Source organism: Serinibacter arcticus (assembly GCF_003121705.1).
Classification (GTDB): Bacteria; Actinomycetota; Actinomycetes; order Actinomycetales; family Beutenbergiaceae; genus Litorihabitans.
The window spans coordinates 948,602-960,860 of the sequence record NZ_PYHR01000002.1; the positions used below are offsets into that span (position 1 = coordinate 948,602).

12 protein-coding genes are annotated in these 12,259 nt (G+C 71.4%); 2 read left to right on the forward strand and 10 right to left on the reverse strand.

Going from position 1 to position 12,259, the window contains the following annotated elements; translation table 11 throughout:
• Positions 1–31: 31 nt before the first annotated feature.
• The 3 genes from C8046_RS04340 to C8046_RS04350 all read right to left on the reverse strand — a co-directional run bounded on the left by C8046_RS04340 (position 32) and on the right by C8046_RS04350 (position 5,012).
• Positions 32–625, reverse strand: coding sequence for a GNAT family N-acetyltransferase (locus tag C8046_RS04340; RefSeq protein ID WP_235866091.1), 594 nt, complete (start codon positions 623–625; stop codon positions 32–34).
• 2 nt (positions 626–627) lie between these two features.
• A complete protein-coding gene (dnaE, locus tag C8046_RS04345) occupies positions 628–4,185 on the reverse strand; it encodes a DNA polymerase III subunit alpha (RefSeq protein ID WP_109228402.1) in 3,558 nt (1,185 codons plus the stop codon).
• 107 nt (positions 4,186–4,292) lie between these two features.
• A complete protein-coding gene (locus C8046_RS04350; protein WP_146197062.1) occupies positions 4,293–5,012 on the reverse strand; it encodes a DUF5701 family protein in 720 nt (239 codons plus the stop codon).
• Positions 5,013–5,147: 135 nt separating this feature from the next.
• Between C8046_RS04350 and C8046_RS19900 the strand changes: the two genes are divergently transcribed.
• Positions 5,148–5,882 (forward strand): deoxyribodipyrimidine photo-lyase, encoded by a 735-nt coding sequence (locus C8046_RS19900; RefSeq protein ID WP_328587572.1) that lies wholly within the window; start codon positions 5,148–5,150, stop codon positions 5,880–5,882.
• A complete protein-coding gene (locus tag C8046_RS19905) occupies positions 5,792–6,544 on the forward strand; it encodes an FAD-binding domain-containing protein (protein WP_328587573.1) in 753 nt (250 codons plus the stop codon). Before C8046_RS19900 ends, C8046_RS19905 begins: the two co-directional genes overlap by 91 nt.
• 35 nt (positions 6,545–6,579) lie before the next feature.
• Here C8046_RS19905 and C8046_RS04360 read toward each other — a convergent pair whose 3' ends face one another.
• The 7 genes from C8046_RS04360 to ftsZ form a co-directional block, all read right to left on the reverse strand.
• Positions 6,580–7,503: an RluA family pseudouridine synthase gene (locus C8046_RS04360; protein WP_109228404.1), complete on the reverse strand. Its 924-nt coding sequence runs from the start codon at positions 7,501–7,503 to the stop codon at positions 6,580–6,582.
• On the reverse strand, positions 7,500–8,234 hold the full coding sequence (locus tag C8046_RS04365) for a signal peptidase II (protein ID WP_109228405.1): 735 nt from the start codon (positions 8,232–8,234) through the stop codon (positions 7,500–7,502). Before C8046_RS04365 ends, C8046_RS04360 begins: the two co-directional genes overlap by 4 nt.
• A 119-nt stretch (positions 8,235–8,353) precedes the next feature.
• Positions 8,354–9,055 carry a DivIVA domain-containing protein gene (locus C8046_RS04370; RefSeq protein WP_109228406.1) on the reverse strand — a complete coding sequence of 234 codons (702 nt, stop codon included), beginning with the start codon at positions 9,053–9,055 and terminating at the stop codon, positions 8,354–8,356.
• 101 nt (positions 9,056–9,156) lie between these two features.
• Positions 9,157–9,456: a YggT family protein gene (locus tag C8046_RS04375; protein ID WP_109228407.1), complete on the reverse strand. Its 300-nt coding sequence runs from the start codon at positions 9,454–9,456 to the stop codon at positions 9,157–9,159.
• A 39-nt stretch (positions 9,457–9,495) separates the two neighbouring features.
• Positions 9,496–9,948, reverse strand: coding sequence for a cell division protein SepF (locus C8046_RS04380; protein WP_109228408.1), 453 nt, complete (start codon positions 9,946–9,948; stop codon positions 9,496–9,498).
• Positions 9,949–10,026: 78 nt separating this feature from the next.
• Positions 10,027–10,866, reverse strand: a complete 840-nt coding sequence (locus C8046_RS04385; protein WP_235866092.1) for a polyphenol oxidase family protein — start codon at positions 10,864–10,866, stop codon at positions 10,027–10,029.
• A 3-nt stretch (positions 10,867–10,869) separates the two neighbouring features.
• Positions 10,870–12,093: a cell division protein FtsZ gene (gene ftsZ / locus C8046_RS04390; RefSeq protein ID WP_109228409.1), complete on the reverse strand. Its 1,224-nt coding sequence runs from the start codon at positions 12,091–12,093 to the stop codon at positions 10,870–10,872.
• Between the last annotated feature and the right edge of the window lie 166 nt (positions 12,094–12,259).

A 12,259-nucleotide genomic window follows, 5' to 3' on the forward strand; every position in this document is an offset into this window, starting at 1 on the left:
CGCGGCCAGCCCGAACAGCCCGCGGGTCCACTCAACCCCGCCCGCGCTCCCAGTCCGAGCGCAGCACGGCCATGATCACGTTGTCCCCGCGCACCCCGTCGAACGTGATCTCCTCGCGGAGCACGCCCTCGACGACGAATCCCACCTTCTCGTAGGAGCGCCGCGCCCGCGGATTGTCCGCCTGCACGTCGAGCGAGATCCGGTTCAGCGTCGTCGTCGCGAAGGCGTGGTTGATCACGAGCCGAGCCGCCTCGGTCCCGAGACCACGGTCCCGTCCGTCGGGCCCGACGAGGATCCGGAAGTTGCAGGCGTCGTCCTCGGGCCGGTACTCGTTCAGCACGACCTCCCCCACGCACCGGCCGGTCGCCCGGTCCACGACGGCGAGGTCGAGCCGGTCGGTCTGCTCGTTCCTCGTCGCGTACCAGGTGCGGGTTCGCTGGTCGAGCTCGGGCGTGGCCGCCTCGACCTCTGCGGTCGTGCTCACCGAGCCTGTCAGCCTGAGCACCTCGGGGTCGGCGAGGATCGGGCCCATCGCCTCGACGTCCTCGGGCTGGAACGGGCGCAGCAGCACCTGCTCCCCGACGAGCGTCGGCTTCGTCGGGAAGATCCCGTCGTCGACGCCCACCCTCACACCAGGCAGTTCGGTCCGAGCAACGCCTTGAGGTCGCCGTACAGCGAGGACGTCCGGTCGATCCTCAGCTGGTCGCCCGCCCGCACCACCGTGCGACCGGTCCGGGTGCGCACGTGAACGTGCAGCTCGTTGCCGCCCGGGTGGTTCTGCAGCACCTCGACGAGGCGCTCCAGCAGCGGCTGCGTGCACCGCGACTCGGGAATGGTGATCGCGACGGGCGCGCCGTCGGCGGCCGCGACGATGTCGGGAAGCGTCATCTCCATCGCCTGGAGCGTGAGCTCCTCGTCCCGACGACGGACGCGACCCTTGAGCACGACGACGGCGTCCTCCGCCAGCACCGTGGAGTACGCGAGGTAGGTCTCGCCGAAGAACATCACCTCGACGCTGCCCTCGAGGTCCTCGATCGTGACCATCGCCCAGGGGTTGCCGCTCTTCTTGGAGATCTTCACCGCGACGGAGGTGACCAGGCCCGCGACGGTGATGACCGAGCCGTCGGGTCGCGCCTCGTCGGCCAGCAGCGTCGCGATCGACACGTCGCTGGCGGCCGTGAGGACGTGCTCGACGCCCGCCAGCGGGTGGTCGGAGACGTACAGACCGAGCATCTGGCGCTCGAACGTGAGCTTCTGCTTCTTGTCCCACTCGGGGAGGTCGGGCACCTGGACGGAGAACGTCCCGGAGTCGCCGTCGTCGCCCGCGAGGTCGGCGAACAGGTCGAACTGTCCCTCCGCCTCCTTGCGCTTGACGCCGATGACCGCGTCGACGGCCTGCTCGTGGATCAGCAGCAGCGAGCGCCGCGTGTGTCCGAGCGAGTCGAACGCCCCCGACTTGATGAGCGACTCGATGGTGCGCTTGTTGCAGACGACGGCGGGAACCTTGCCCAGGAAGTCCGTGAACGAGGTGAAGGCCCCCTTCTCCTCGCGGGCGGCGACGATCGCGTCCACGACGTTCTGGCCCACGTTGCGCACCGCGGCCATCCCGAACCGGATGTCGGTCCCCACCGGGGTGAACGTACCGGCGGACGCGTTCACGTCCGGCGGCAGCACGGTGATCCCGATGCGGCGGCACTCGTTGAGGTAGATCGCCGACTTGTCCTTGTCGTCGCGCGTCGACGTGAGCAGCGCGGCCATGTACTCGGTCCGGTAGTTCGCCTTGAGGTAGGCGGTCCAGTACGAGACGAGGCCGTAGGCGGCCGAGTGCGCCTTGTTGAAGGCGTAGTCGGAGAACGGCACCAGCACGTCCCACAGCGTCTTGATCGCCTTGTCGGAGAAGCCGTTCTTCTTCATGCCGTTGCTGAAGGGGATGTACTCCTTGTCGAGCACCTCCTTCTTCTTCTTGCCCATCGCCCGCCGGAGCAGATCGGCCTCACCGAGCGTGTAGCCGGCCAGGTGCTGGGCGATCGCCATGACCTGCTCCTGGTACACGATCAGGCCGTAGGTCTGACCCAGGAGGTCCTCGAGCGCCTCGGCGAGCTCGGGGTGGATCGGCTCGATCTCCTGCAGGCCGTTCTTGCGGAGCGCGTAGTTGGTGTGCGAGTTCGCCCCCATCGGGCCAGGGCGGTAGAGCGCGCCGACGGCCGAGATGTCCTCGAAGTTGTCGGGACGCATGAGGCGCAGCAGCGTGCGCATGCCGCCCCCGTCGAGCTGGAACACGCCCAGCGTGTCGCCACGGCTCAGGAGCGCGTAGGTCTCGGGGTCGACGAGCTCGACGTCCTCGATGACCACAGGGTCCTTGCCGTTGACGACGATGTTCTCGAGCGCGTCGTCGAGGATCGTCAGGTTCCGCAGACCGAGGAAGTCCATCTTGACCAGGCCGAGGTCCTCGCCGGCCGGGAAGTCGATCTGCGTGATGATCGCGCCGTCCGCCTCGCGCCGCATGATCGGGATCACGTCGATCAGCGGCTCGGAGGAGATGATGATGCCGGCCGCGTGGACGCCCCACTGCCGCTTCAGCCCCTCGATGCCCTTGGCGGCGTCGGTGATCTTCCGGGCGTCGGGGTCCACCTCGTACAGCGTGCGGAACTCGGCGGCCTCGGAGTAGCGCTTGTCGCTCGGGTCGAACACACCGCTGAGCGACATGCCCTTGCCCATGACGTCCGGGGGCATCGCCTTCGTGAGCTTGTCGCCCATCGCGAACGGGTAGTCGAGCACGCGGCCCGCGTCCTTGAGCGCCTGCTTGGCCTTGATGGTGCCGTAGGTGACGATCGAGGCGACGTTCTCCTCGCCGTACTTCTCCGTCACGTACCGGATGACCTCGCCGCGACGACGCTCGTCGAAGTCGATGTCGAAGTCCGGGAGGCTCATGCGCTCCGGGTTGAGGAACCGCTCGAAGATGAGGCCGTTGGCCAGGGGGTCGAGCTCGGTGATCTTCATGGCGTAGGCAGCCATGGATCCGGCGCCCGAGCCACGGCCCGGCCCGACGCGGATCCCGTTCTTCTTCGCCCAGTTGATGAAGTCGGCGACCACGAGGTAGTAGCCCGCGTACCCCTTGGACGTGATGACCTCGATCTCGTACGCGGCCTGCTTGCGCACGTCCTCGGGCACGACCTCGCCGAACCGGTCGACGAGGCCCTGCTCGACCTCCTTCACGAAGAGGGAGATCTCGTCCTCACCCGGCGGCACCGGGAAGTGCGGCATGTACTTGCCCACCTGCTCGGTGAACTCGACCTCGCACCGCTCCGCGATGAGCAGGGTGTTGTCGCAGGCCTCGGGCAGCTCCGCGAAGATGCGTCGCATCTCCGCCGACGAGCGCACGTAGTACGTGTCACCGGTGAAGGCGAACCGGTTGCCACCCTGGTCGTAGGTCGGGTCCGACAGCAGCGAGTTGGACTGCACCGCGAGCAGGGTCTCGTGCGCGGTGTGGTCCTCCTGCTTGACGTAGTGCAGGTCGTTGGTCGCGACGAGCGGCGCCCCGACGACCTTCCCCAGCTCGACGAGCTCCTTGAACACCCGGGTCTCGATGTCGAGCCCGTGGTCCATCAGCTCGATGAAGAAGTTCTCCTTGCCGAAGATGTCCTGCATCTCCCCGGCGGCGCGGACGGCCTCGTCCCACTGCCCGAGCTTGATCCGCGTCTGGATCTCCCCCGACGGGCACCCCGACGTCGCGATCAGACCCGTGGAGTAGCGCGTCAGGAGATCGCGGTCCATGCGCGGCTTGAAGTAGTAGCCCTCGAGGCTCGCGAGCGAGCCGAGCCGGAAGAGGTTGTGCATCCCCGCGGTGGTCTCCGACCACAGCGTCATGTGCGTGTACGCGCCCGAGCCCGAGACGTCGTCGGACTTCTGGTGCGGTTCGCCCCACCGCACGCGGGTGCGGTCCTGGCGCGCGGTGCCGGGCGTCACGTACGCCTCGAGCCCGACGATCGGCTTGATGCCCTCCGACCGCGCCCGCTTCCAGAAGTCGTACGCGCCGAAGAGGTAGCCGTGGTCGGTGATGGCGACGGCGCTCTGGCCCTGCGCCTTGACCTCCTTGACGAGCGCCGGCACCCGCGCCGCGCCGTCGAGCATCGAGTAGTCCGTGTGCACGTGGAGGTGGACGAAGTCTTCCTGTGCAGCCGGCATCCCTCGATCCTAGATCGCCGCGCAGGGCGTGCCGGGCGTGTCCGGGCGTGTCGCTGCCCGGGCCGGCCCGGTCACGCCCGAAGTTGACCGGACCGCCCCGCCGGGCCTCAGACGGGCAGCCGCCAGGACGCCGAGGCGAGGCCGAGCCAGGTGTGGGGGTTGCGGTCCCAGCACCATCCGAGCTTCGCCCGACGCTCGCTGATCCACACCGCCGGCACGCGCTGGTTCGTGCCCGTGCGCGACCCGGCGAGCGAGTAGCAGCTGTTCGTCCGCAGCATGTCGGGTCGCAGGATCGTGAGCGCGAGCCCCTCGGAGATGGTGAGCGGCGTGCGGCCGCGCTCCCGCACCGCTTCGAGCGCGGCCTCCGGGGTGACGCCGCAGAAGTCGCTGCCGGTGTCGATCCCGACCAGCACGTACGGCGCGGCCGGCAGCTCCACCTCCTCCAGGGGACGGTAGGTCTCGAGCTCGTCGTCGGGGACGACGCTCACCCCGAGCGCCGCCCCGCGCCGCATCGCCGGCACGAGCGCGTTGCTCTGCATCCCCGGCAGCACGAGGATCCACGGGATCGAGTCCCCCGGGTCGTGCGCCCACGCGCCGTGGGTCGGCAGCTTCTCCATCGACTCGACGACGGGCTCCAACCGGGCGGCCAGGTCCGCCGCCTCGAGCCCCAGCACCTCCAGCACACCGAGCTCGGAGTAGGCGCGCAGCTGGCGCTCGAGCTCGGCGCGAGCATCGTCGTCGGGCTCGAACATCGGCGCCGACCGGGGCTTCGGCGCGGTCACGGTGGGAAGGCGGGGATCGACGGGGACGAGGGGGATTCCGGGCACGGGCAGACCTCCGCAGCAGTGGGGTGGACCGGTCTCAACGCGGTGCGACGTAGTTCCATTCCCGACTCGCCGGCCCGACGGCCCCACGGCGAGACCACCCGTGACCCGGCCCCGCCGGCGTGGCAGGCTCGAGGGATGGCCGAGACCGCACCCGCTGCCCCCGCGATCTGGTGGGTCCGCCGCGACCTCCGACTCGCCGACAACCCCGCGCTGCTCGCGGCGTCCGACGGTGAGGTCACCGTCGGCCCGGGCACCCGCCCCGTGCTCGCGGTGTTCGTCGTCGACGACACCCTGATGGCCCCCGCGGGCGGACCGCGCCGCGAGTACCTGATGACCTCGCTCGCCCGCCTGGACGCCTCGATCGACGGGTCGCTCCTCGTCACGAACGGCAGCCCGGAACGGGTCCTGCCGCGGCTCGCCCGCGAGATCGGGGCGGTCGAGGTGCACGTCGCCGCGGACTACGGCCCCTACGGCCGGCAACGCGACGAGCGCGTCGAGGAAGCACTCGGGGACGTGCCGCTGGTCCGCACCGGCTCCCCGTACGCCGTCGCCCCCGGCCGGGTCCGCAAGGGCGACGGCGAGCCGTACCGCGTCTTCACACCCTTCAGCCGGGCCTGGCGCGAGCACGGGTGGCGCGCCCCCGCCCCGGACGCCGACGGCGTCGCCTGGGTCGATCCCGACGGCCTCGCCCCCGGCGGTCCCGGCAACCTCGCCCGCACGGAGCTGCCCTCACCCGAGGACGGCCACCCTCGCGCGGGCGAGGCCGCGGCCCTCGCACGGTGGGCGGAGTTCGGCGACCTGCTGGCCGAGTACGGCACCGACCGCGACCGCCCCGATCGTGCGGGCACGTCGCACCTGTCGGCCCCCTGAAGTGGGGCGAGGTCCACCCCCGGACGCTCCTGGCCGACCTGTCGCGCCGCCGCAGCGAGGGCGCGACGACGTTCGCGACCGAGCTCGCGTGGCGAGAGTTCTACGCGGACGTCCTCTGGCACGACCCCGCGAGCGCGCGCGAGTCGCTGCGCGACGTCGTCGCCGACGACGTCTGGCTCGGCAGCACGGACGAGGCCGCGGCGCTGGAGGCCTGGGCCGCGGGCCGCACGGGCTACCCGTTCGTCGACGCCGGCATGCGCCAGCTGCTGGAGACGGGCTGGATGCACAACCGCGTGCGGATGGTGGTCGCGTCGTTCCTCGTCAAGGACCTGCACGTGCGCTGGCAGGCCGGCGCGCGACACTTCATGCGGCAGCTGGTCGACGGCGACCTCGCCTCGAACTCCCACAACTGGCAGTGGGTCGCCGGCACGGGCACGGACGCCGCCCCGTTCTTCCGCATCTTCAACCCTGTGACGCAGGGCCTCAAGTTCGATCCGGACGGCGCCTACGTGCGTCGCTGGGTGCCCGAGCTGCGGGAGATCGCGGGCAAGGCCGTCCACGAGCCGTGGAAGCTCACCTCGCCGCCGGCGGACTACCCGCCGCCGATGGTCGACCACAAGGCCGAGCGCGAGGTCACGCTCGAGGCCTACGGGCGGCGGTGAGCTCGGGCCTCGACCCGACCTCGACCCCGACCCCGTCAGCCCCGCAGCGCCTCGAGCGCGTGCGCGAGGTCGGCCGGGTAGTCGGAGCTGACCTCCACGGGCTGCCCCGTCGCGGGGTGGGCGAACCCGAGCCGCATCGCGTGCAGCCACTGCCGCGTGAGCCCGAGCCTGGCCGCGAGCACCGGGTCGGCGCCGTAGGTGACGTCACCGACGCACGGGTGACGCAGCGCTGACGTGTGCACGCGGATCTGGTGGGTCCGCCCGGTCTCGAGGTGGATCTCCAGCAGCGATGCCCGCGGCATCGCCTCGAGCGTCGCGTAGTGCGTGACGCTCGGCTTGCCGTCAGCGACAACAGCGAACTTCCAGTCGTGCTTGGGGTGCCGCGCGATGGGGGCGTCGATCGTGCCGGAGGACGGGTCAGGGTGCCCCTGCACGAGCGCGTGGTAGACCTTCGTGACCGTGCGCTCCTTGAAGGCGCGCTTGAGCACCGTGTAGGCGTGCTCGCTCTTGGCGACGACCATCAGCCCGGACGTGCCGACGTCGAGCCGGTGCACGACGCCCTGCCGCTCGCTGGCCCCCGACGTCGCCACGCGCACCCCGGCCGCGGCGAGGCCACCGATGACCGTGGGTCCGGTCCACCCGGGCGACGGATGGGCCGCGACGCCGACGGGCTTGTCGACGACCACCACGTCGTCGTCCTCCAGGACGATGCGCATGCCCTCGACCAGCTCGGGCACCACGACCGGTCCCTCGACCTCGACCTCGGGGCGCTCGACCTGCAGCCAGCCCCCGGCGGTGAGGCGGTCCGACTTCCCGAGCGGACGGCCGTCGAGCAGCACGCCACCGGCATCCGCCAGCGACGCCGCGCGCGAGCGCGAGAGACCCATGAGACGGGAGAGGGCGACGTCGACGCGCTCCCCCACGAGACCGTCAGGGACGGGCAGCGCGAGGTCGCTCACCGGCGCTCCTCCGTCTCGGGGGCGGGTGCCGGGGCGGGTGCCGGGGCGGGGACGGGCTGCGTCTCCTCGAGATCGGCCGGGCGGACGATCGGGGCGACGGCGTCAGCGTCGACGTCGGCCTCGCCGCCTACCTCGCTCGCAGTCTCGTCCCCCGCCTCCTTCTCGGCCTCGGCCCCCTCGTCCCGACCCCGCTTCTCGCGCGTGCCGTCCCAGGAGATCCCGAGCAGCGTCAGCAGCACGAACCCCACGGCGGCCGCCACGATCCCGATGTCCGCGACGTTGCCGATGAAGACGCCGTAGTCGATGAAGTCCACGACGTGCCCGACGGCGAAGCCGGGATCCCGCGCGAGACGGTCCACGAGGTTGCCGAGCGCCCCGCCGAGCAGCGCCCCGGCGCCGACGGCCCACGCGCGCGACAGGATGCGCGGTGCGAGGACGACGACGGCGATCGCGCACGCCACCATCGCGAGGGTGAAGATCCAGGTCACCCCGGTCCCCAGCGACAGCGCCGCGCCGGGGTTGAACACCAGCCGCCAGCCGAGCACGTCACCGAGGAACGGCACACGCTGCCCCTCGACAAGGCGCTCGAGGGCGATCGCCTTCGTGGCCTGGTCCAGCAGGAGCGTGCCGATGGCGACGCCGGCCAGCAGCGCCACCGTCCGGCGTGGAGCGCGGGGCGCGCGGGCGGCGCCGGTCGGCGCCGTCGAGGGGGCGGGGGTCGTCTCAGTCATCGTGGACCATCCTCCCGCACCGCGGGCGCGACTGGTGTCAGCACCGCGTGCGGGGACGACGAAGGGCCCGGACCGATGTGCGGTCCGGGCCCTTCGACACGCCCTGGCGGGCGGACTGCTTACAGCTGGGCGGGCGGGCCGTCGATCCCGACGGTGCCGGCCTGAGCGTCCAGCGTCTCGACGAGGCTGCCGAGGAAGCCCTTGAGACGGGAGCGGTAGTCGCGCTCGAAGTCACGCAGCTGCGTGATCTTGTGCTCGAGCGTGGCGCGCTCGGTCTCGAGCTGCTTGAGGGTGCGCACGCGCTGGCCCTCGGCCTCGGAGACGAGCTTCTCGGCCTCCTTGCGGGCCTGACCGACGAGGCGGTCGCCCTCGTCCTTGCCGTTGCGGACGTACTCGTCGTGCACGCGCTGGGCGAGCTGGAGCATGCCGGTGGCCGACTCGGGCTCACCCTGGCCGGCGGGAACCACGGGGGTCTGCTGCACGACGGGCGCGGGGGCGGGCGCCACGGGGGCGGCCTCGACGACGGGCTCGGGAGCCGGCTCCGGCTCCGGGGCGTCCTCGACCTCGGGGGCGACGGGCTCGTCGACCACGGCCGTGAGCTGGCTCGTCTGGTCGACGGCGGACGCGCGGGTCTGCTCGCCACCGGACTGCTCGAGCTCGGCGATCTTGCCCTTGAGCTCGGAGTTCTCGCCCTGGAGCACGCGGAGCGTGTTGACGATCTCGTCCAGGAAGTCGTCGACCTCGTCCTGGTCGTAGCCCTCACGGAACTTCGTGGTCTGGAAGGTCTTCTTGAGAACGTCGTCTGCAGTCAGCAGAGTCATGTCGTCACCTCAGTTTGTTAGAGACGCACGCATGCTCACATGCGTCGATCGCGGACAACGGTAGCCCATACCCGGCTCCAGGACACAAGACGCCCACCCCGTCACCCCGAGCTGGCGACCGCTCCGAGGATCCACATCAGGATCCAGGCGGAGAACATCACGATCAGGAAGGCGAGGTCCAGGGCGATCCCCCCGAGCCTCAGCGGCGGGACGACGCGGCGCACCGCCTTCAGCGGCGGGTCCGTGGTCGTGTAGACCGCCTCGGCGGTGACCAGGGCGAGGCCCTGGGGCCGCCACTCGCGGGCCACCATCTGCACGACGTCATAGATGACGCGTACCAGGAGGGCGACGACGAACAGGAGTACGACGACGTACAGGAGGGTCGCGATCAGGCTGAGCACGAATCAACTGTACGTCGCCGTGGGCGGGCTCCGCGCAGATCAGCTCTGGTTGAACAGGTTGCTCTGCTCGGTCGCGCCGGGGTCGGTGGAGACCTCGACGGACGCGGGCGAGAGCAGGAAGACCTTGTTGGTCACGCGCTCGATGGCGCCGTGCAGACCGAACGCGAGGCCGGCCGAGAAGTCGACGAGACGCTTGGCGTCGGCGTCGGACATCTCGGTGAGGTTCATGATGACCGGCGTGCCCGAGCGGAACGACTCGCCGATGACCTTGGCGTCGTTGTACGTGCGCGGGTGCACGGTGGTGATGCGGCGCAGGTCGCCGCTGGGCGCGGCGGAGCGGGCCGCGGAGATCGGCGTGACGGGTGCGGTGCGCACAGGGGCCTCGACCTCGTCCACGGAGTACTCCTCATCGGCTGCGACGTACTCCAGCTGCTCGTCACGGTCGGGCTCGGAGAGCCCGAGGTACTCCATCGTCTTGCGCATCGCTCCCATGAGCGTCCTCCTCGTCGGTCACGACTCCTGGCGAGCCCGTCCGTCCGCGACGCTATCGGCCGAGGCGGACCGGACGGCTCAATCGGCTCGGCGTGTCGCGATGACACCTGCGAACCGGCCCGTCACGCCGTCGCGCCGGTGCGAGAACAGCAGGGGGTCCTCGCGCGTGCAGCGGTGCAGCACCTCGACGACGACGCCCGCCGCCGTCAGCTGCGAGGCGACGCCGGCGGGCAGGTCGAGCGCGGGGGTGCCCCACGCCGTCGTCGACGCCGCCGCGGGGACGAGGGCACCGACCTCCTCGCGCATCACGGCCGGCACCTCGTAGCAGCGGCCGCAGATCGCGGGGCCGACGACGGCGCGCACCACGACCGCCGAGCTCTCACCCTCGCTCACGACCTCGCCCACGACCTCGGCAGCGGCCTCCCGGAGCGCCGCGACCGCCGCGGGGACCACCCCGGCGGCGAGACCGCGTCGGCCCGAGTGCACGGCGCCCACCGCGACGGTGCCCGACGGCGTCGTCGCCGCGAGCAGCACGGGCACGCAGTCGGCGGCCAGCGCCGCGAGGCCCCGGCCCCTGGCCGTGGTGACGAGCGCGTCGACGGCGGGGGCGCCGTCGTGCAGCGCCGTACCGTCGGCGACGCCTCCGCCCGCGTCGACCCGGGCGACCTCGGCCCCGTGGACGGGTCGCGACCACGTCACCGGCGCGGCGAGCTCACGCTCGACCCCGGCGCGGTTGGTGAGCACGGCCTCGGCGTCGTCAGCCACCCCGAGCCCGAGGTTGGCCTCGTCGTAGGGCGCGACGCTGACCCCGCCCAGCCGGGTGGTGAAGAACGCCGACACGTCGACGGCCAGGTGGACCCGCAGCACCTGCGGGTCCACCTGGCCGGTCGGACGGGCCGTGCGGGAGTGGTCCGTCACGTCCTACTTGAGGAAGTCGGGGACGTCGAGCTCCTCCTCGCGGCGCGGACGGAGCGGACGCTCCTCCACGACGACGGGGCGGTGCTGCGGCTCGGGGGCCGCGACGACGGGCTCGGCGTCGGTGGTGACGGGCACCGAGTGCGACGTGGCGCGCTCGAACTCCTCCTCCTCCAGGACGGCCGGGATGGTCACCGGGGCGGACGGCGGACGCGAGACCTGCCCGAGACCGCGGTCACGCTCGCGCTCGGCGCGCGGGGCGGCGGCCGGCGGCTTGGTCGGCGTGCCGGAGTCGAAGCCGGCGGCGATGACCGTGACACGGACCTCGTCCCCGAGCGTGTCGTCGATGACCGTTCCGAAGATGATGTTGGCCTCGGGGTGCGCGGCCTCCTGGACCAGGCGGGCGGCCTCGGTGATCTCGAACATCCCGAGGTCGCTCCCACCCTGGATCGACAGCAGCACGCCGTGCGCGCCGTCGATGCTGGCCTCGAGCAGCGGCGAGGAGATGGCGAACTCGGCGGCCTGCAGGGCCCGGTCCTCCCCCGTCGCCGAACCGATACCCATCAGGGCGCTGCCCGCACCCTGCATGACCGACTTGACGTCGGCGAAGTCGAGGTTGATCAGGCCCGGGGTCGTGATGAGGTCCGTGATGCCCTGGACACCGGAGAGCAGCACCTGGTCGGCGGACTTGAAGGCGTCGAGCACCGAGACGTTGCGGTCGCTGATCGACAGCAGCCGGTCGTTCGGGATCACGATGAGGGTGTCGACCTCGGCGCGCAGTGCGTCGATGCCGGTGTCGGCCTGGGTGGAGCGACGGCGACCCTCGAACGTGAACGGGCGCGTCACCACACCGATGGTCAGGGCGCCGAGCTGGCGCGCGATGCGGGCGACGACGGGCGCTCCCCCGGTGCCGGTGCCACCGCCCTCGCCGGCGGTCACGAAGACCATGTCGGCGCCCCGCAGGACGTCCTCGATCTCCTCGGCGTGATCCTCGGCGGCCTTCTTGCCGACCTCGGGGTCGGCGCCGGCGCCGAGGCCGCGGGTCAGCTCGCGGCCGACGTCCAGCTTCACGTCGGCGTCGCTCATCAGGAGGGCCTGGGCGTCGGTGTTGATCGCGATGAACTCCACGCCCTTGAGCCCGGCGTCGATCATCCGGTTCACGGCGTTCACGCCGCCGCCACCGATACCGACGACCTTGATGACCGCCAGGTAGTTCTGCGGTGTCGTCACGTTCGTCCCTCTCGTCCGCGCCCGCCCGCTGGGAGAGCAAAGTGCTGGTGCAACCTTCACCCTCAGGTTGAGGGTGAGACTTATGTCAGATTCCGATACCAGGACGCTAGGCGCAGGGTGCGCCGGGAGCAACGACCTGGGACGCGTGTCGCGCGAGCAGTCGAAG